Origin of the sequence: Streptomyces sp. NPDC093109 (assembly GCF_040701725.1) — a bacterium.
Classification (GTDB): Bacteria; Actinomycetota; Actinomycetes; order Streptomycetales; family Streptomycetaceae; genus Streptomyces.
The window spans coordinates 45,968-65,079 of the sequence record NZ_JBFBEZ010000036.1 but is presented as its reverse complement, the minus strand read 5'-3'; the positions used below and the strand labels follow the sequence as shown (position 1 = coordinate 65,079).

The following is a 19,112-nucleotide window of genomic DNA, read 5'->3' as shown; positions in this document are numbered from 1 at the left end:
CCTGTCATGAGCCTATTCGGTCCGCGATCACCATGTGCGTCATGGTGTCCGGCCAGATGTCCGTCATGGTGTCCGGGAAGCATACGGGTGGCCAGGCGGCTGCCAGTCGGCGATCCCCTCCATCGTGCGCAGGACGAGTCCGGGGCCGAGCCGGGAGGCGGCGGCCATGAGGTTGTCGCGTACGGCGACGGCGGCGGGGGCCGAGAAGGAGGAGAGCCGGCCGGCGCTCGCCGCCCGGCGGATGACCATGGTGGTCCGGGGCAGCCGGTCGGCGGAGTACGCGGCGAGGGCCGCCGGGTCGAAGGGGTCCGTACCGCGGCCGGCGTGGTGCGCGAGGACGACGGCGTCCTCGATGGACTGGTTGCCGCCCTGGGCCAGGGTGGGCTGCATGGCGTGGGCGGCGTCGCCGAGGAGGGCGGTCCTGCCGCGGTGGAAGGCGGGCAGCGGCACGTTCATCTCGTACACGTCGTGGCGCAGGACCTGGCCGGACCCGGCCGCCTCGATGACGCGCGGTACGGGGTCGTGCCAGTCCCCGAAGAGCCGCCGCAGTTCGGCCTGTTCGCTGTCGGGGGCGTGGGCGCCGGCGGGGGCCGCGGCGGCGGCGTACGCGTAGACGCGGCCGTCCTTGAGCGGCTGGGTGCCCCAGAGCCGTCCCCGGCCCCAGGTCTCGTGCGGCGCGAAGTCCGCTCCGGCGGGGACGATCACGCGCCAGGTGGTGTAGCCGGCGTAGCGGGGTCCGGGGTGGCCGGGGAAGAGCAGGGCGCGTGCGGCGGAGTGGATGCCGTCGGCGGCGACGACGAGGTCGGCGGTCAGTTCGCCGTCCTCCGTACGGACGGTGGCGGTACGGGCGGGCGCGCCGCCGGTGTCCACGGCGCCGCCCGGGTCCTCGACGCGGGCGGCGGCGCCGGTACGGACCAGCCCGGCCGGGAGCGCGGCGGTGAGGAGGTCGACGAGGGTGGCGCGGTGGACCAGGACGAGGGGCCCGCCGAAGCGTGCGGCGGCGGCCTCGCCGCTCAGCCGGTTGAGCCAGCGGCCCCGGGGGGTGCGGAGCCCGCCGTCGCCCTGCCAGGCGGCGAGGGCGCGGACGCGGTCGCCGAGGCCGAGGACGTCGAGGGCGCGCTGGGCGTTGGGGGCGAGGCCGAGGCCGGCGCCGACGGGGGCGGTGGAAGGGGCGCGTTCGAGGACGGTGACGGCCCAACCGCGCTGGTGCAGGGCCACGGCCGCGGTGAGTCCGCCGATGCCTCCGCCGATGACGACGGCGCGGGACTGGTGCATTGACTTCTCCCTCTCGCTCCACGAGCACGGAAACTACAGGTGTAGTGCACTTCCTCCACCGTACTACAGCCGTAGTGAACGGGATAGATTGGGGCCATGGCTCCTCGCACCACCGGCACCGATCCGGCGTCCCCCTCCTCGCGTCCCTCCCGGGCCGAGCTGATCGCCGACACCGCGCTCACCCTGCTCGCCGAGCGCGGTATGCGCGGACTGACCCATCGCGCCGTCGACGAACGCGCGGGGCTCCCCCAGGGCTCGACGTCCAACTACGCGCGTACCCGGCAGGCGCTGCTCGAAGCGGCGGTCCGGCGGCAGGCGGAGCGCGAGGTGCGGGTACTCACCCCTGCCGAGACGGTCCGCGCCACCGACGGCCGGGCGGCGCCGGCCGACGCTCTGGCGCTCGCCCTGCACCGCTATCTGACCGGCCATCGCGACCTGCTCGTCGCCCGGTACGAGCTGGCCCTGGAGGCCACCCGGCGCCCGGAGCTGCGGGCGTTCTACGACGCGACGGGCGGCCAGTTCCGCGAGCCGCTGGTCGCGATGATGAGGGCGGCCGGTTCCGCCGATCCCGAGCGGCACGCGCACTCGCTGGTGGCCTGGTGCGAGGGGCTGCTGTTCTCCTGCGCGGCGGGCTCGTACCACCACGCCGTACCGTCGCTGGACGAGCTGCGCCGGGGCTTCGCCGAGCTGCTGCGCGGCATGCTCGGCGACGGCGGGGAAGGACGCGACAGCGGCGGATACCCCCTGGCGGGGGCGGCCCCGCGCGGGTGAGGAATGAAGCCATGAATACACCTGAGCGCATCGACCCCTCCACCGTCGCCGGCGAGCGCGAGATGCTGGAGAGCTGGCTGGACTACCACCGCGAGACCCTCGCCCTGAAGTGCGCGGGGCTGGCGGAGAAACAGCTCAAGGAGGCGTCCGTACCGCCGTCGGGGCTGACCCTGATCGGGCTCGTCCGGCACATGGCCGAGGTGGAGCGCTCCTGGTTCCGCAGGACGCTCGCCGACGAGCAGGCCGGACCCATCTATTACACGGACGACGACGTGGACGGGGACTTCCACCACGGCGAGGCCGACACCTGGGACGAGGCGCACACCACCTGGCGGGCGGAGATCGCCCGCGCCCGGGAAGTCGCCGCGCGGCACTCGCTGGACGATCCGGGCGCGGGCCGGCGCGACCGCGTCACGGGTGAGCCGTACAGCCTGCGCTGGATCTATCTCCACATGATCGAGGAGTACGCCCGGCACAACGGCCACGCCGATCTGATCCGCGAGCGCGTCGACGGCGCGACCGGCGAATAGCGACGGCGGACGCCGACAACAGCGGTCGCCGGCAACGGCGGTCACCGGCAACGACGGCCGTCGGCAACAGCGGTCGTCGGCGTCACCCGTCCGACGTCACCCGTCCGGGCCAATCCTGGCCTTTCCGCTTCCCCAACAGTGGACGCGACCAGCAGAGTTGCCCGAATGCACCCAACGAGAAGCGCGGCGATGGTCCTGGTCGGGATGGCGGTCACGGCCGTCTCCGGTTGTGTGGCCGTCGAGCCGCTGTCCACGGTGGGGCCCACACCCCGGACCGAGACGACCAGCGACCGTCATGACCCCGGATCAGGCCCCAGCGCCGCCGGTGAGGTGAGTCCGCCGATCGCGCAGTCACCGGCCAGGGAGGCGCTGGAGGCGGTCACTTCCGCACCGGGCGACACCGCGGCCCCGGCCGGGACACCCGCCTCGCGCGCCTCCGCCGCGGCTCCCCCGGGACCACCCGGGCGGCTGTCCCCCGGTATGCCGTGGGCCACCGGACACCCGCCGCGCGAGCGGTCGGCCCCCCGGTGGCCCACGGCGTACCCGCCGCTGCCGACCACGTCCGGCTCCGGTTCCGTACCGGTCACGGGCGGCCTCTGCGCCCTCGGCACGACGTTCGGCGGCTGGCCGGAGGACAGCCCCCAGGCCCGCGCCTGCCGCACCGTCCAGGGCCACGGCCTCGGTCACTGACCGCGCGAGCGCAGGCTCCGCTCCAGCCGGTCGATACCCGCCCAGACCCCTTGTCCGCATCCCCCGTCCCCCAGCGCGCCCGCCGCCGCCCGCGCCCGGTCCAGATGGTGGCGCGCCGCCCCGGGCCGCTGGAGCTTCGCGTAGTCCGCGGCGAGGTTGAGATGGAGCGCCGGATAGAAGGCGCGCACCGCGGACGCGACCGACGCTCCCCCGTCCGCGTCCCGCGCCGCGCCCGTATCCCCGTATCCGTCCCCCTCCCCGTCCCCGTATCCGTCCCCGTATCCGTCCGCCGCGGTCAGCGCCCGGAGATCCCAGGCCAGTTCGTCCCCCGGATCGTCCTGTGTGTCCGCCATGTAGTGCGCGAGCGTGCAGCGGTGGAGCGCGTCCCCCGTCTCGCCGATCTCCGTCCAGAGCGCACCGAAGCGGTTGCGCGCCTCCTCGCGATCACCGGCGTGGAGGAGCATGACCACCTGCCCGATCCGGGTCATGACGGCGTCCTCCGACGTCTGCTGCCGCTCCATCACTGCCGCCTCCGCTTGCCGTCCAGAAAATCCGACAAACTAGACGCTAACCGCAGCGAAGGACAATCCCTCTCAGGCTCGGTCGGCGAGATCCGGGATACGCCAGTCGATGGGCTCGTGCCCCTGCGCCGCGATCGCCTCGTTGATCTGGCTGAACGGGCGCGAGCCGAAGAACTTCTTCGCGGAGAGCGGCGAGGGATGCGCGCCCTTCACCACCACATGCCGCTCCTCGTCGATCAGCGGCAGCTTCTTCTGCGCGTAGGCGCCCCAGAGGACGAAGACCGCCGGGTCGGGCCGCTCGGCGACGGCGCGGATCACCGCGTCCGTCACCTTCTCCCAGCCCTTGCCCTTGTGCGAGTTCGCCTCGCCCTCGCGGACCGTCAGCACGGCGTTCAGCAGCAGCACCCCCTGCTCGGCCCAGGGCATCAGATAGCCGTTGTCCGGCACCGGGTGGCCCAGCTCCTCCTTCATCTCCTTGTAGATGTTCCGCAGGGAGGGCGGAGTCCTGACGCCGGGGCGCACGGAGAAGCACAGCCCGTGCCCCTGCCCCGCTCCGTGGTACGGGTCCTGGCCGAGGACCAGCACCTTCACCCGGTCGTACGGGGTGGCGTCGAGCGCCGCGAAGACCTCGTCCCGGGGCGGATAGACCGGACCCCTCGCCCGCTCCTCCGCCACGAAGTCGGTCAGCTCCTTGAAGTAGGGCTTCTCCAGCTCCTCGCCGAGGACGCCGCGCCAGGGCTCGGGCAGCATGTCGGTGTAGGTCACGTCAACAACCTCCGGTAAGGGATCACTTGCGAACTGCTCCTGAACCTACCGGGCACCACTGACAATCGCCTCTACCGGCCGTTTTCCGCCCCGCTCTCCGCTCTCCGCTCTCCGCTCTCCGCTCTCCGCTCCCCGCTCCCCGCTCCCCGCTCCCCGCGTCAGCCCACTCCGGCGTTGAGGAAGATCCCGCCGTCGACCACCAGCGTCTGCCCGGTGATCCAGTCCGACTGGTCGGAGGTGAGGAACGCGGCCGCGCCGCCGATGTCCTCGGGCATCCCCAGCCTCCCCAGCGGGTAGGCGGCGGCGGCCTCGGTTTCCCTGCCCTCGTACAGCGCCTGCGCGAACCTCGTCTTGACGACGGCCGGCGCGATCGCGTTGACACGGACGGCCGGGGCGAACTCGTGGGCCAGCTGGAGGGTCAGATTGACCATCGCGGCCTTGCTCATGCCGTACGCGCCGATGAAGGGCGACGCCGAGATCCCGGCGACCGACGCGATGTTCACGATGGCGCCGCCGTTCTCCCGCTGCCAGGCGCGCCAGGTCTGCTGGGCGAAGCCGAGCGCCGAGATGACGTTGGTCTCGTAGACCTTGCGCGCGACGGCCAGGTCCAGCTCGGCCAGCGGGCCGAAAACCGGGTTCGTACCGGCGTTGTTGACGAGGAAGTCGACCCGGCCGAACGTCTCCATGACGCGCTCCACGGCGAACGCCTGGTGCGCCTCGTCATGTGCCTTGCCCGCGACGCCGATGACCCGGTCGGAGCCGAGCCGCTCGACGGCCTCCTTGAGGGCCTCCTCGCCCCGCCCCGTGATGCATACGCGGTCGCCCCGGGCGACGAGCGCCTCGGCGATCCCGTACCCGATGCCCCGGCTCGCGCCCGTCACCAGGGCGACCCGGCCGCTCTCCGGGGTCCGCCGCGGCTGCCGCTCCCGCGCGCTCCGCTCCGTCGCGTCCGTCGCGTCCGTCGCATCCGTCGTGTCCGTCATATCCGTCTCCCCCGTTCTCAGTTGAGCGGTCCGCCGGCGACGTACAGGACCTGGCCGGAGACGAATCCGGCGTCCTCGCCCGTGAAGAAGGCGATGGCGTTCGCGATGTCCTCCGGCTTCCCGACGCGCGCGACCGGGATCTGGGTGGCCGCCGCGGCCTGGAACTCCTCGAAGCCCATGCCGACACGGGCGGCGGTCTGCGCGGTCATGTCGGTGACGATGAAGCCGGGTGCCACCGCGTTGGCGGTGATGCCGAACTTGCCCAGCTCCTTGGCGAGGGTCTTGGTGAAGCCCTGGAGCCCCGCCTTGACGGCCGCGTAGTTGGCCTGGCCCCGGTTGCCGAGCGCGGAGCTGGAGGAGAGGCTGACGATCCGGCCGAAGCCGGCGTCCACCATGTACTTCTGGCATGCCTTCGACATCAGGAACGCGCCCTTGAGGTGCACGTTCACCACGGTGTCCCAGTCGGACTCGCTCATCTTGAAAAGCAGGTTGTCCCGGAGCACGCCCGCGTTGTTCACGAGGACCGTCGGCGCTCCCAGTTCGGCCGCGATCCGGGTGACGGCGGCCGTCACCTGTGCGCTGTCGGAGACGTCGCAGCCGACGGCGAGCGCGGTCCCGCCGGCCGCGGTGATCCTCTCGACGGTGTCCTTGCAGGCGGCCTCGTCGAGGTCGAGTACGGCGACGGCCCGGCCCTCAGCGGCCAGCCGGACCGCGGTGGCGGCGCCAATGCCCCTCGCCGCCCCGGTCACGACAGCCACGCGCTGCTCGGTGGTGGACATCCTGTTTTCTCCTCGCACTGGGGCTCCGCGGGTCTCCCGACCACTGAGCAATCGCGGAGCAACCGCTGAGCAACCGCTTAGTAGGTAGCAGTCGAGACGCTAGAAGCCCCGGCACCCGGTGTCAACGTCCGCGGCACCCGATGGCCGGATCGGCGCGGGAGATCACACGGCCGTGCGTCAGCGCACCAGGAGGTCGAGCAGCCGCTCGGTCTCGGCCCGTGGATCGGCGGTCAGCCCGGTGTGTACGGGACCGGGCTGTACGACGGTCGAGCGCGGCGCGATCAGCCACCGGAACCGCCGGCCGGCGTCGTCGCCCGCCGCCTGCCCGGCCGCGTCGCCGCCGGCGCAGACGCCCTCGACCGCGCGCAGGGCGGCCCGTACCCCCACGATGTCGGCCGTCGGGTCGAGGGCCCTGAGCTTCTGCTCGTCCAGCAGGGTCCTGGCCGCGACATAGGAGTGCGCGCGGCAGTAGACCAGCACTCCGGCGTTGAAACACTCGCCGCGCTCGACGCGCGGCACGACGCGCAGCAGCGCGTACTCGTAGACGTCCCGCCCGCCGCTCATCGGCCGCCGTCCTTCGTGTCGTGCGCCTCTGTACCGTGCGCCTTTGCGTCGTGCGCCTTTGTGCCGTGCGCCTTTGTGCCGCGGGGCACGGGCGTCAGTCGGTCGGCGAGCCAGCCCGGGGCCCGGGACGGGGTGTCCCGGGTGGGCGCGTCCAGGACGACGCGCTCGTGGATGGTCGCGGCGCGCGCGAGCAGCGGTTCCACATACGCCCGGCGCAGCGCGTCGAGCGAGTCGAACCCCGGCTCGTCGATCAGCCACTCGTCGGGCACCTCGGCGGCGATCTCGGTCAGCAACTCCTCGGTGACCAGCGGCGCGAGCCGCGCGGCTGCCGCCGCGACATCAGGACCGAAGGGCGCGAGCGCGTGGTCGGAGGCGTTGTAGGGCTTGGCGGCGGAGGTCTGGGCGCCCGGCCAGTTGTGGTGCCAGATCATGGTGGCGCCGTGGTCGATGAGCCAGAGATCTCCGTGCCAGACCAGCATGTTGGGGTTGCGCCAGGACCGGTCGACGTTGTTGATCACCGCGTCGAACCAGACGACGCGCCCGGCCTCGGCCGGATCCACCTCGTAGGCGAGCGGATCGAAGCCGATCGATCCCGGCAGGAAGTCCATCCCGAGGTTCAGCCCACCGCTCGCCTTGAGCAGTTCCTGCACCTCCTGGTCCGGCTCGGAGAGCCCGATCACCGGATCGAGCCACATCCGCGCCAGCTCCGGCACGCGCAGCCCGAGCCGGCGCGCGAGCTGACCGCAGATCACCTCGGCCACCAGGGTCTTGCGGCCCTGCCCGGCGCCGGTGAACTTCATGACGTACGTACCGAGATCGTCGGCCTCGACGATCCCCGGAAGCGAGCCGCCCTCACGCAGGGGCGTGACATAGCGGGTCGCCGTGACCTCGTTCAACATTTTCCCAGGACATCCATCTCTTCAGCCTTGCAATCCACGGCCAGTTCCGAAGGGGTGCAGCAGCGGGAATCGCCCGCCCGTGACCTTGGGGAGAATCCGGGGAGTCTCGACCGGCATACCCCTCCCCCTTCTTACCCGAGCAGCCCGTCGACGACAGCGCGCCCCTTGCTTCCGGCCTCCGGCATGAAGTGAGCATAGTAACCGAGGGTGATCGCGGGCGAGGAGTGACCGAGGCGTACGGGGCTGCCGCCCACCGCCGGGGTTTCGCCCCCTCCGGCTTCCCCCACGGAAGCTCCGCCTCAACCGGCGGGAACGATTCGACGATCGGTGTCATCCGCGAGGGCGGGCCTGTGGCCAGAGGCAGCCAGGTATCCCGTTCAGTGTGGTGGTGGTGCCGGGTCCAGGGCGTTGCCGACGGTGCAGCCGCCTTCTCCGGGCATCCGCTGGATCCGGGGCGGCGTCCACACCTCGGTGGCGCCGGGGCCCACGCGGGCAAGAAGGCAGTCCTGCGCGTCGAAGCCGTTGCCCTTCACCGACAGGAGAACGCCGACCCGGCCGTCGTCCGCCGTCACCTCGGTACGGATCGCCGGATCCAGATCCAGGGCGGCGAGGGTACGGCGCACCTCGGCCTCGTCCGCCCGGCCGCCCTCCGGAACCCGGGGAAGTTTCGCGCGGAGCTCCTCTGACGGCAGCCGGGGCGGTTCGGGTGGCGGGGCGAAGGTCAGCGGAGGGCCGTCCGGGCAGTCAACGTCACGGGGATCGGCACGCCACTGCGACGTGGGCGACACCCGCACCGCGAAACAGCGCCGCACGGTGACCTCCTCAAGGTCGCGCCATCTGTTGTACGCGGAGGCGGACGTGGCGACGACCACGTCGATACCGTCCCCGTCGTGTGTCGAGGTACCCGTCACCCGCAACACCTCCACCCCGTCGATCCCGGAGGCGGAGCGCCCGACTTCCTCCGCCGTGCGCGGACGCTGCCCGTAGAGCCGCTCGCCCGCCTGCCTGGCCACCTCCCGCGCGGCGTCCGTAGCCACGTCCTCGGAGGACCGCACCACCCCGCAGCCGACGGTGAACAGCAACAGCGGGGCGAGCAGCATCAGTCGGCGCATGTGGTCACCCTTCCGGCGCCGCGCGCGTCGGGCAAGCGCTCCCGCACTCAGGCCAGGATTTTCGTAGCCGGAGATCATCTCGGGGCGAGGGCCGGCCGGTCCACAGCGGGCAGCCTATGACTGTGTTCTGCTGAACTGTCTTAACTGTTAGCGCAGTTGGCGGATGTGCCGGTGGTTTCGGCCGATGTCTCCGGTCCTGTCGTGGTGCTCCGGGCCCGTACCCGGTCCCGTACTCCGGCTGCCGGTTTCCCGCAGGAGCTCCACGTCTGAGGCCCATAGGTGCGATCGGTGTTGATCCATAGGAGGACGGATCCGATCCTGTCGGCGGACATCGTTTGCCGGCGCTCCCGAGCCGGTCACCGCACCCGAGCCGGTCACCGCACCCGCCGTCGGCACCCCGGGCCGTACGCCGGGGGTGTACTCCAACACCAACTACCTGCTTCTCGGCGAACTCCTGGAACGGGTGACCGGCACTACGGCCGAGCGGTACATCACCCGGAACGTCATCGAGCGTGCCGGGCTCCGGGACACCGAATTCCCCGCCGGACCGTACGTTGACGGGCCGCACTCGCAGCTCTACGAGGCGTAGTTCGGCATGATCGACCCACCGCGCGACTACAGCGTCTACGACATGTCATGGGTGGGGCCGTCGGCCTCGCTGATATCAACCGTCGCGGACCTCAACCGTTTCTACGGCATGCTGCTGGCCGGAGAGATCGTCAGCCCGTCGTCGCTGGCGCAGATGCAACGCACTGTTCCGGTCGTCTCCCATGTGTGGCTGAAAAAGGATTTCAACGTCGCGCTCCCGGCCGTGGTGAGGGCACGCCCCCACGAGGCGGTGGTGAAGGTGGCCTCGGTCCCGCCGCAGTCGGCCGAAATGTCGAGTAGGCGGTCCTGGTCGGCTGCACCGCCATTCAGAGCATGACGGGATGCGTGCCCGGACCGGCAGACATACGTTGTCTCCGGATATTTCGGCCCGCGGCCGGGAGGCCAGGTCGCGGACTTCCGCGTTACCGGAGACGGAGAGGCGCACACATGGCGACGTCGAAGCGGATTTCGGTCTGTCTGGTCCAGCAGGGCGTGTGGGACATGCCTCTGGAATCGATGCCGCTCGCATCCGGCTATCTGAAGGCATCGATCCTGGCCGACGCACGGACCCGTGACAAGACCGAGGTGACTATCCGCAATTTCCGCGGAGGCGTCACCCTGATGCAGATGGCGAACGAGCTGTTCGCGGATGGCCCGCCCGACATCCTGGCTTTCTCGGTGCTCGGCTGGAACTTCCGGGAGTTCGGTTCCCTTGCCGAGACGTTCAAACAGGTCAACCCCCAGGGCCTGGTGATTTTCGGCGGCACCCATGTCGCTCACCAGGCGCAGCGTACGTTCGGTCAGTTCCCGGACGTCGACGTGGTCGTCAATGGCGAGGGCGAGCTGGTGATCACGGACCTGGTGGACGCTTACCTGGCAGGGGTGCCGAGGCATGACCTCGCGCGGGTCGCCGGTGTGAGTTTCCGGGATGCTGGTGGGGAGCTGGTGACCACGGTGGCCCGCGGGCGTATCGACAACCTCGATATCATCCCGTCACCGTTCCTGACCGGCGCGCTGCCGCTCACGGACGACGAGGGCCGGTTCCGGTACGACGTAGCGCTCATGGAGACCAACCGGGGATGCCCGTACAAATGCTCCTTCTGCTACTGGGGTGGAGCGGTCGGACAGCGCGTGCAGAGTTTCTCGCGTGAACGCCTGAGAGCGGAGCTGGAGCTCTTCGCGCAGCACAAGGTGCACACCATCGTCCTGTGCGACGCGAATTTCGGCATTCTTCCCGCCGACGCGGAATTCGTCGACGACTTGATCGACCTGCGTGCACAGTACGGATACCCCCGCGCGCTGGAGACATCGTGGGCGAAGAACAAGTCGAGGTTCTTCTACGACATCGTTCGCAAGATGAAGAAGCACGGCATGCGGAGTTCCTTCACCCTCGCACTCCAGACGCTGGACGAAAGCGCCCTGGAGACGATGAACCGCAAGAACATGAAAGTCAACCAGTGGGAGGACCTCGCCAAGTGGCTGAACCAGGAAGGTCTGGACTGCTACGCGGAAATGATCTGGGGCGCACCCGGCGAGACCGTCAATTCCTTCATGGCCGGCTACGACCGGCTCTCCCGGCACGTTTCCCGCATCGCCGTCTACCCACTGCACCTTCTTCCCAACACCGAATACATGGAGAAGAAGTCGCAGTACGGAATCGTGTCGGTGCGCGGCGATACGGACGACTTCGAGTACATCCTCGCCCACAACACGATGACGTTCGCCGACAACCAGATGATGAAACGATTCCTGTTCTGGACGCGTGTCATGGCGGAGAACGTCGTCCTGCGTGGGACCTGGACCGGTATCCGGGAGCTGAGCGACATCACCCAGTCCATGGTCCTCATCAACCTCGACACATGGATTCGCGAGACGGACGACCCCGGCGCCGTGCCCCTGCGGACGTGCGTATCGCAGGCCGGGAACAGCGACGTGGCTTACGGGGACGCGGTCAAGTACCTGTTCGGCGAACCGGCGGCCAAGCAGGTGCTGTCCCGGTGGTGGCGGGAGTCGCTCGGTCCGCTCCTGCCCGCCCACGACGCGGACCTCCTGGAGGAGATCTTCCGCTACGACCTGCTGACCCAGCCGTACTGCCCCCATCCGGCCCCCGGCGGAGAACCCGCATCACTTCCCATCGAGAACATCCACGGCGACCTCTACCTCAAACGTCCCCAAGTCGCACTGTCCTACGACGTTCCGGCGGTCCTCGACGCACTGAGACTCGGAGAGCGTGAAACCGCGATTCAGACCGCCCGCGGCGGCGCGCGCACGGTCGACCTCTATTACCGGGTTGGCGCGGAGAACTTCATCGGATCCACGAACCACGAGCAGATGGTCTACTTCGTCGGCATGACCCGCTCGGAAATCGAGGACGCCGCAAGCAGAGCCGCGTCAGTGGCACAACACACCGCTGCGGATACCGAACCACCCCTTGGCGGGTCCCAGGGCATCTCCCTGCTCCTCAGCGGAAACGGGGGCTGCTCATAAGCCGTCAGCCGATCCGCCCCGTAGCCACTTCACTGGCTGTGAAACACCGATGTCCCCGTCCTACGGCATGTCAGACGCTCCGCCAGCTGCTCAAGTTCCCGCTCGCGGCACTCATACGTCAGATCGAATATCCGGAGGCGTCATATCCCGCTGGGGCCGCCCGCTCCCCCTCCTCGACCGAACCCTGGCCAACAGCTGAGGCTCCGGCTCGGAAGCCAAACCCAGTACATGGTCCGGAGTCCTACGAGGGGGCCTCCGCAAAAATCATTGGCAGCCCACGGGCGGCCACTGCTACTTTCCACGGAGGCCGTGCGAGAGAACGAGGAGGTGGTACCCGTGAACGCGGTATCGACATGGGTGCTCCCCTCCGGGGCCACGGTCGGGCGATAGACAGGTCGTCCGGGAGCGCCGTTCCAGTGCACTCCCGAAAGGCACGACCATGCATTTCACTTCCGAGCAGCGCCTCGACGGCGGCGTCCTCGAACGCGAATTCACCCTCGGTGAGATTCCCGGCATCCTGTGGACGCCTGCATCCGTACCGGCACCGACGCCGCTGATCCTGCTGGGTCACCCTCCCCTCGGGCTGCGCAGGATGTACCCCCGCCTGGTGGACCGGGCCCGGCATTCCGCGGCCGAGGGCTTCGCCACGGCCACCGTCGAGCTCCCCGGAAGCGGCGACCGGCCCCGCTGGCCCGCCGCCGAGCGGGCCCGCGCTGACCTCCGGCGGGCGATGGAGACCGGCGAGCCGGTCACCGACGAGATCATCGACGCCCTCATCCTCCCGCTGGTCGACAAGGCGGTCCCGGAATGGCAGGCCGCCCTGGACGCCCTCCTGTCGCTGCCCGAGATCGGCGGCCCAGTCGGGTACTCGGGGGGAGTGATCTCCATCGGCGTCCGGCTTGCGGTGGTCGAGCCGCGCATCGTGGCCGCCGGCTTCTTCGCCGGGAGTTTCGTTCCTCGCGCCATGTTCGAGGAGGCCCGGCAGGTCACCATTCCGCTGCACGTCCTGCTGCAGTGGGACGACGAAGGGAACGACCGGCAGGCGGCCCTGAACCTGTTCGATGCCTTCGGCTCCAAGGAGAAGTCCCTGCACGCCAACATGGGCGGGCACACCGGCGTCCCGCAGTTCGCCGGGGACGCCGCGGCCAAGTTCTTCACACGGCACCTGAAATGAGACCGGGCCGTCAGGCAGGCCACAGACGGTAGGCACTGGCGGCCAGGAAGCTGCTCATCGAGACAACAGGCCCCGCCTGGGGGCGGGGTGCCATGGACGATGATGTGGCGGACGATCCGGAACGCCTCGCCGAGGAGCACTGTGTCTTCGTCGGGATACTCGTCGTTCTGCCCGTTTCCGGGGATGAAGCCGTCGCTCCAGTCTTCGGCAGGGCAATTGGTGAGGTGGGATGCCGCATTGCTGTGCCGCTTCGGTGGGCAGTTGAGGGTGGTCTCGCCAGTGTGGTGCGAGCGGGACGAGCAGGGGCGCCGGCTGGTGGTCCGCAACGGCCGCCACCGTACCCGGCAGGTCACCACGGCCGCCGGAGCGGTCGAGGTCAGCGCGCAGCGCGTGAACGACAAGCGCGTCGAGGCGACCACCGGGGAGCGCAAGCGGTTCTCCTCCAAGATCATGGCCCCGTGGTGCCGCAAGCCCCGAAGGTCACCGAGGTCCTGCCGCTGCTCTGCCTGCACGGCCTGTCGGGCGGGGACATCGTGCCCGCGGCGCGGGCGGCCCGGCCGCCGCGCTGGCGGTGGTCTTCGAGCTCACCGAGTCCGCCCGGGCCCGCCGGCGGGCGATCACCGCACCCCGCCTCGTCGCCCTCGTCCGAGCCGGCGCCCGCTTCGGACGGGGCGTCCCGGTCGAACGACCCGCGGCCTGAGCGGCATGAACACCACCACCTGACGCAGGTCGGAAAATGGGTGGCAAGCCCGGCCGGCCCATGGTGAAAAATCGCGGCATGACCAACTTCCTGGAGACCGACCGGCTCGTCCTGCGCGCGTTCACGGCGGCCGACACCGACCACCTGCTCGCCCTGGACAACGACCCCGAGGTCATGCGCTTCATCAACGGTGGCCGTCCCACCAGCCGCCAGGCGATCGAGACGCGGACCCTGCCCCGGCTCCTGCACGAATACCCGTGCTGGGAGAGCCACGGTTACTGGGCCGTGCAGGAGAAGACCACCGGCACCTTCCTGGGCTGGTTCGAGTTCCGGCCGTTGCAGGAGCAGAGCACAGCCGTGGTCGAACTCGGCTACCGGTTGAACCAGGCGGCATGGGGACGCGGTTACGCCACCGAAGGAGCCCGGGCCCTGATCCACAAGGGCTTCACGGACCTGGAAGTCGAGCGGGTCACGGCGAACACGATGGCCGTCAACACCCGTTCCCGTCGCGTCATGGAGAAGTCGGGCCTGTCCCTCGTCCGGAACTTCACCGGGGACTGGCCGGAGGCGATCGAGGGCTCCGAGCAGGGCGAAGTCGAGTACGAACTCACCCGGACCGAGTGGGAACAGACCCGATAGACGTCTCGAAGTGGCGCTTGTTCCTGCTGACTTCTCATTCCTGGGTGCGGTGGCCTCGTAGTACCTGTAGAGCGCTGTTCCCTCCTTGATGGCCTTCTGCCAGGTGCCTTGCCGAGTTTTCCCCGGACGAACATGACCACCTGCGATGTGTGCGCGGGATCCTTGGCCTTCTCCTCGGCGAGCAGAACGGCGGCCACGGAGGCGGTGTCTCCAGCGCCTACGACCCCGATGGCGCCTTGTTTCCCGGCCCTTGCGATATCGGTGGGCAAGGTGGCGTAGTACACACCTCGCCCCAGGTACTCCTCTTCCCCCGCGCATCCGAGCAGGTTGGGCTTGAGGCCCGCGGCGATCAGCACCATTCCCGCGTGGAGGTCGATGGAGTCCTTGCCGTCGCTCCCTCGGACGGTGATCTTGTAGGTCGGGCAGAGGGACGAGTCCTCTGTTCCGGTCTTCCTCGGATCCTCGACCTGCGTGATCCCGGTGGCCCTGTAGCCGGAAAGCCATTCGACCCCGGCCGTGTTGATCTGCCCCACCCAGGTATGTCGCGTAGCTGTTCAACTTCAGGTGTGCCGCCAGCTCACCCGGGTCGAACCCCTTCACTGTGATCGTCTGACCGCCGTCGGGGGGCGTGAGTTCGACGCGGACCGTGTCGGGGTCCCGCTCGTCAACGTGCGTGAATTCCACATGATTGACTTCCAGGAAGCGCTCTACGCGAAGGACCTCCTGCTCGGAGCGCTCTCCGTACACAGTGGCTGTCCAATCCGACATGCTTAGACCGACCGGCACATGGGGGGCGGCGTCACGGGGCCGGGCACGCGCGTCTGCGGCGTTGTCGTCACTCACCAACGCTCCGCGTTGACTCAATCCTCCGCCTTGCAGCCACACGCACCCAGCCCCGCTCCTTCACCCACCCCCCATGTGCCGGTCGGTCTTACTCCTTCTCGAGTGGCGGCAGCGGGGTCCGGGCGCCTCTCCACGCATGCGCCGTTCCTGTGGTCATCGGATCGGCGGGGGTTACCGCACCTGACCCCGACATGCGCGGAACGCGGCGCGCGCGGGCCTGACCGTTGCAGGGTGATCCCCGCCCCCAGGACGCCACCGGACCCTCGCGAACGTGCGAATGCGGCTGCGGGGACCCGCACCTGTGCGGCGATGACCTCCGCTGCCACAGGGTCCGGCCGGTTCACCGGTGTCGGGAGGGGGAGGTGCCATGATCGCCGGTCGTGCCGGCCGTGCTTCGCCCCGCGCACTCGCACAGGTTCACTCGTACGGGTGTAAGCGGCGGGATCCTCCTTGTTTGCGGCTGGTGACGATCCTGCGTGGCTCATTCGGTCAGAACCCGTATGTGAACCGCCGAAACGTCCCCTGTCCGTCACGGCCTCACGGCCGGCGGGGCTGCTTCCTGACGCGCCTCGGAAAAAAGTCGCGGGCCGCTATGTCGATCCGGCCATGTCCCGTTCGACGTCATAGTGTGCGGCGCCTGGCCACACGATGACGCGACAGGATCCGAGGAGGCAACACATGAATCAACTACTGAGAGTCATGAACTTCAACGTCTCGAGTGACGGTATCGGTGCCGGTGAGCACCAGAGCCTTGAGCGGCCGTTCGGCCTCGACAACCCCGAGAGGCTGTTCGCCTGGGCCGGAGCCACGGCGAGCTGGCCCATGCGCACGGATTCCGGCGGGAGCCGGGGCCTCGACGACTACTTCACGCGAGACTTCGCACGCAACATCGGTGCCGAGATCATGGGCCGCAACAAGTTCGGGCCCCAGCGCGGTCCCTGGCCGGACCATGAGTGGCGCGGCTGGTGGGGGGAGGAGCCCCCGTTCCGTACGCCGGTGTTCGTCATGACCCACCACGAGCGTCCGTCGTTCACGCTCTCCGACACCACGTTCCATTTCGTCGACGCCGGCCCGGGCACGGTCCTCGAACGGGCGCGGGAAGCGGCGCAGGGCAAGGACGTCCGACTCGGTGGCGGGGTTACCACCATCCGGCAGTTCCTTGATGCCGACCTCGTCGACACCATGCATGTGGCGGTCTCGCCGGTGAAGCTCGGGGCCGGACTACGGCTGTGGGAGTCCCCTGATGAGCTGCTCGACCGGTTCCACCTGGAGGTCGTGCCCAGCCCGAGCGGCGTGACACACCACCTGTTCTGGCGAAGGTGACGCCAGAGCCCACTCGGGGCCGCTGAAAAGGCCGGCCGGGCAATCGACGGGGATCACCTCAGACCGGCCGTTCAGCTGATTCGCCCTGGTCAAGGGTTCAAAATCGGGTTCTCACGCGGCGCGGGCGAGGCCGAGGCGGGCCAGGTGGCCGACGCGGGTGCGGTCGGAGCGGGTGACCGTTCCACCAGGCAGCGAGGCGGATGGGGTTGAGCGCAACGGGCGGAAGAGACGTGCTCCAGGTGGGTCCTCTGGAGACCGGGGTAGCGGGCACGTCTCATCCCGGTGATCGCGCAACGTGCCTGCCTTGCGATCCACGAACCGTCCCCGGAGAAGCCGCTGATGCCGCCGCTGATCAAACAATGCCGGTCAATCCCTCGATCGCCGTCCGCGCCCACTCCTGCGCCCCTGCCGCAGTGCCCGCCACCACGCCGGTCGCGACCGGGGCCAGCGCTCCCCTGAGGGTGGCGATGGCGCGGCGGAGCCTGCCCGGCTCGGGGGGTTCCGGCTGGGTGATCGTCGCGAGGACCTCTTGGGCCGCCGCATCGGCGTCCTCACGGTCCTGATCGGCGAGCCCTGCCTCGGGCAGTTGCCGCAGCAGCTCGGTGACCAGCTCGGCGAGCTTCTCGAAGCCCGGGGCCACAGCGCTGTTGTTCTGCTGGTTCTGGGTGACCGTGTCGTTGTTCCAGGCGAACTGGCCGCCGGAGACCCCGGCGTTGAACACCGGACCGTCGTAGTTGTTGACGTTCTGTGGCTCGTTCATGTGCCGGCACCGTCCTCGTTGGTCTGCCGCTGGATGGCGTTGTGGTTGTTCCACGCCAGCTGAATGCCGTGGGCGTCGCCGTTGAACACCGGGCCGGCGTAGTTGTTCACGATCGTCGGCGGGCGCTCGACCGGCTTGGCGATCTGCTTGACGACCGGCAGCGACGTGCGGAGGGAGACCAGGTCGACGCGGCCGTTGTCCTGGACGGCCACACCTCGCGTTCCGGTCACGGAACAGTCCACCAGCCGTCCGCCGCACATGTCGTGGAAGCTCGCGCCCGCTGTCGCGCAGTCGGCGAACTCGCTGTTCACGACATCCAGGCGGGCGGAGTCCGTCCCGCAGAGGCCGATGCTCTCCGAGCCGGTCACCGTGAGGTTCCGCGCGACGAGCCTGCCCTTGCCGAACCCGATGGCCCCGCAGGAGCTCACCGCTGTGACGTCACAGTCATGCACGAACAGCTGAGCCTCCTCGCCGACACCGAAGCCCAGCACTCCGCGCTCCGCCGACACGCCTTTCAACGTGACCCGGGACTGGCCGAGGACCTCCACGGCGGACATGTCGAAATCGCGGAACACCGAGTCGGAGATGTCGGCCGTGGTGCCGCCATTGCCCCGGGTCTCCACGTGCGACGGGCAGCGCTCGACACGGACGTGCTCGAACACGGCTCTGGCCTCGTCGTGGACCCGCAGTGCGACGCTCGTCAGGTCCGCCAGCTCGACCCGGGTGAAACGGCCTCTGCCGGCGTCGGTGACGGCTATGCCGACGTTGCCCCGCGAGACACGGCAGCCGTGCACCTCAGGAGCGCCGCCCTTGGTCGAGAACACCGCGATGTTGCCCGCGTCGAAGACCTCGCAGTCCTCGAACCTGCCACGGCCCGAGGTGTGGACGTTGATACCGGTGTCGCGGCACTCGGTGAACACGCAGCCACGCACCACCGGGTCGGCTCCGCTCGCCACCGCGATCCCGTGTTGTGCGTCGGTGACGCGCGTGCTCTCCACGGAGCCTCTCGACTGTGCGATGAACGCGATTCCCTCCGCGTGCACGGCCTTGATCGAGCAGCCGGTCACGGTGAGTTCCGCCTGCGAGTCCGCCATGATGGCCGCTTTTCCGGTGTCGGTCAGCTCGCACCCGGTGACCTGGGCACGCGCACCGCTGACACGCACGCCATGGATCCGGCTGCCCCCGATCCAGCTGTCGCGGACCGAGACCTGAGCACCTTCGATCACCGCCACGGCGTTGTCACCGGCGTCGGTGAAGCGGCACCGTTCGACGAGCCCGACGGACCCGGTGAAAAGGGTCCGGCCGTACAGAATCACGCTGTCCCGCAACGTCACCGAGGTGTTCGGCCTCGCGTGCACACTGACACCGTTGTGCCCCCGGATCTCCGAGCGCTCAAGTGTGAGCGTCCCCGCGTGGCAACCGACGACTTCGGCGTCGCGGCCGATCAGCACAAGGCCGTGGACACGAACCGACCCGAAGGCGTCGAGGACCGCGCCGCGAGGCCGGCTCACCACCACGGAGCCCGGATCGCCGAGCGCGGCCAACTGGACCTCGCCCCGGACCGTGAGCGCCTCCTCGTAGCGGCCGGGCGCGATCTCGACCAGCGCCGCTCTGCCCCGTCGGGCCGCTGCGAAGAGAGCGGACGTGATGTCGGGGTACGCGCGACGACCGCCGTGCGGCGAGACGAGATACCTCGCGACCATTCCCGC

Annotated in this window: 18 protein-coding genes and 2 pseudogenes; 9 read left to right on the top strand and 11 right to left on the bottom strand. The window is 69.6% G+C overall.

What is annotated here, in order from left to right; genetic code table 11:
- Positions 1–63: 63 nt before the first annotated feature.
- Positions 64–1,275 (bottom strand): FAD-dependent monooxygenase, encoded by a 1,212-nt coding sequence (locus AB0389_RS28695; protein WP_366398408.1) that lies wholly within the window; start codon positions 1,273–1,275, stop codon positions 64–66.
- 96 nt (positions 1,276–1,371) lie between these two features.
- On the opposite strand from AB0389_RS28695, the gene AB0389_RS28690 reads away from it, so the two are divergent.
- From AB0389_RS28690 to AB0389_RS28680, 3 genes are all read left to right on the top strand, one after another.
- On the top strand, positions 1,372–2,046 hold the full coding sequence (locus AB0389_RS28690) for a TetR family transcriptional regulator (protein ID WP_366398407.1): 675 nt from the start codon (positions 1,372–1,374) through the stop codon (positions 2,044–2,046).
- An 11-nt stretch (positions 2,047–2,057) separates the two neighbouring features.
- Entirely contained in the window at positions 2,058–2,576 is a 519-nt protein-coding gene (locus tag AB0389_RS28685) for a DinB family protein (RefSeq protein WP_366398406.1), read from the top strand.
- A gap of 165 nt (positions 2,577–2,741) precedes the next feature.
- The gene (locus tag AB0389_RS28680; protein ID WP_366398405.1) at positions 2,742–3,266 is read left to right on the top strand and encodes a hypothetical protein; all 525 of its coding nucleotides are present in this window, start codon (positions 2,742–2,744) and stop codon (positions 3,264–3,266) included.
- On the opposite strand, the gene AB0389_RS28675 is transcribed toward AB0389_RS28680, so the two are convergent.
- The 8 genes from AB0389_RS28675 to AB0389_RS28640 all read right to left on the bottom strand — a co-directional run bounded on the left by AB0389_RS28675 (position 3,260) and on the right by AB0389_RS28640 (position 8,889).
- Positions 3,260–3,790, bottom strand: a complete 531-nt coding sequence (locus AB0389_RS28675) for a hypothetical protein (RefSeq protein ID WP_366398404.1) — start codon at positions 3,788–3,790, stop codon at positions 3,260–3,262. The genes AB0389_RS28680 and AB0389_RS28675 overlap by 7 nt on opposite strands.
- Before the next feature lie 69 nt (positions 3,791–3,859).
- On the bottom strand, positions 3,860–4,552 hold the full coding sequence (locus tag AB0389_RS28670; protein WP_366398403.1) for a uracil-DNA glycosylase: 693 nt from the start codon (positions 4,550–4,552) through the stop codon (positions 3,860–3,862).
- 158 nt (positions 4,553–4,710) lie between these two features.
- Positions 4,711–5,535 carry an SDR family oxidoreductase gene (locus AB0389_RS28665; RefSeq protein ID WP_366398402.1) on the bottom strand — a complete coding sequence of 275 codons (825 nt, stop codon included), beginning with the start codon at positions 5,533–5,535 and terminating at the stop codon, positions 4,711–4,713.
- 17 nt (positions 5,536–5,552) lie between these two features.
- Complete coding sequence (gene fabG / locus AB0389_RS28660; RefSeq protein ID WP_366398401.1) at positions 5,553–6,314, bottom strand: 3-oxoacyl-ACP reductase FabG; 762 nt, start codon at positions 6,312–6,314, stop codon at positions 5,553–5,555.
- A gap of 177 nt (positions 6,315–6,491) precedes the next feature.
- Entirely contained in the window at positions 6,492–6,878 is a 387-nt protein-coding gene (locus AB0389_RS28655) for a DUF3037 domain-containing protein (RefSeq protein WP_366398400.1), read from the bottom strand.
- Positions 6,875–7,777 carry a HipA family kinase gene (locus AB0389_RS28650; RefSeq protein ID WP_366398399.1) on the bottom strand — a complete coding sequence of 301 codons (903 nt, stop codon included), beginning with the start codon at positions 7,775–7,777 and terminating at the stop codon, positions 6,875–6,877. Before AB0389_RS28650 ends, AB0389_RS28655 begins: the two co-directional genes overlap by 4 nt.
- 131 nt (positions 7,778–7,908) lie before the next feature.
- Complete coding sequence (locus tag AB0389_RS28645; RefSeq protein ID WP_366398398.1) at positions 7,909–8,064, bottom strand: hypothetical protein; 156 nt, start codon at positions 8,062–8,064, stop codon at positions 7,909–7,911.
- Positions 8,065–8,154: 90 nt separating this feature from the next.
- Complete coding sequence (locus tag AB0389_RS28640; RefSeq protein WP_366398397.1) at positions 8,155–8,889, bottom strand: translation initiation factor IF-2; 735 nt, start codon at positions 8,887–8,889, stop codon at positions 8,155–8,157.
- 373 nt (positions 8,890–9,262) lie between these two features.
- On the opposite strand from AB0389_RS28640, the pseudogene AB0389_RS28635 reads away from it, so the two are divergent.
- From AB0389_RS28635 to AB0389_RS28610, 6 genes and pseudogenes are all read left to right on the top strand, one after another.
- Positions 9,263–9,658, top strand: a pseudogene (locus AB0389_RS28635) (serine hydrolase domain-containing protein); the annotation flags it as partial.
- Positions 9,659–9,924: 266 nt separating this feature from the next.
- Positions 9,925–11,964, top strand: coding sequence for a KedN5 family methylcobalamin-dependent radical SAM C-methyltransferase (locus AB0389_RS28630; protein ID WP_366398396.1), 2,040 nt, complete (start codon positions 9,925–9,927; stop codon positions 11,962–11,964).
- A gap of 439 nt (positions 11,965–12,403) precedes the next feature.
- Complete coding sequence (locus AB0389_RS28625) at positions 12,404–13,138, top strand: alpha/beta hydrolase (RefSeq protein ID WP_366398395.1); 735 nt, start codon at positions 12,404–12,406, stop codon at positions 13,136–13,138.
- A 294-nt stretch (positions 13,139–13,432) separates the two neighbouring features.
- Positions 13,433–13,659 (top strand): annotated as a pseudogene (locus tag AB0389_RS28620) (IS256 family transposase); the annotation flags it as partial.
- A gap of 257 nt (positions 13,660–13,916) precedes the next feature.
- The gene (locus tag AB0389_RS28615; protein WP_366398394.1) at positions 13,917–14,477 is read left to right on the top strand and encodes a GNAT family N-acetyltransferase; all 561 of its coding nucleotides are present in this window, start codon (positions 13,917–13,919) and stop codon (positions 14,475–14,477) included.
- 1,521 nt (positions 14,478–15,998) lie between these two features.
- Positions 15,999–16,643 carry a dihydrofolate reductase family protein gene (locus AB0389_RS28610; protein ID WP_366398393.1) on the top strand — a complete coding sequence of 215 codons (645 nt, stop codon included), beginning with the start codon at positions 15,999–16,001 and terminating at the stop codon, positions 16,641–16,643.
- A gap of 352 nt (positions 16,644–16,995) precedes the next feature.
- Here the strand turns inward: AB0389_RS28610 and AB0389_RS28605 are convergent, their stop codons facing one another.
- Together AB0389_RS28605 and AB0389_RS28600 are read right to left on the bottom strand one after the other, a co-directional pair.
- Entirely contained in the window at positions 16,996–17,403 is a 408-nt protein-coding gene (locus tag AB0389_RS28605) for a hypothetical protein (protein ID WP_366398392.1), read from the bottom strand.
- The gene (locus AB0389_RS28600) at positions 17,400–19,106 is read right to left on the bottom strand and encodes a right-handed parallel beta-helix repeat-containing protein (RefSeq protein WP_366398391.1); all 1,707 of its coding nucleotides are present in this window, start codon (positions 19,104–19,106) and stop codon (positions 17,400–17,402) included. Before AB0389_RS28600 ends, AB0389_RS28605 begins: the two co-directional genes overlap by 4 nt.
- Positions 19,107–19,112: the final 6 nt, after the last annotated feature.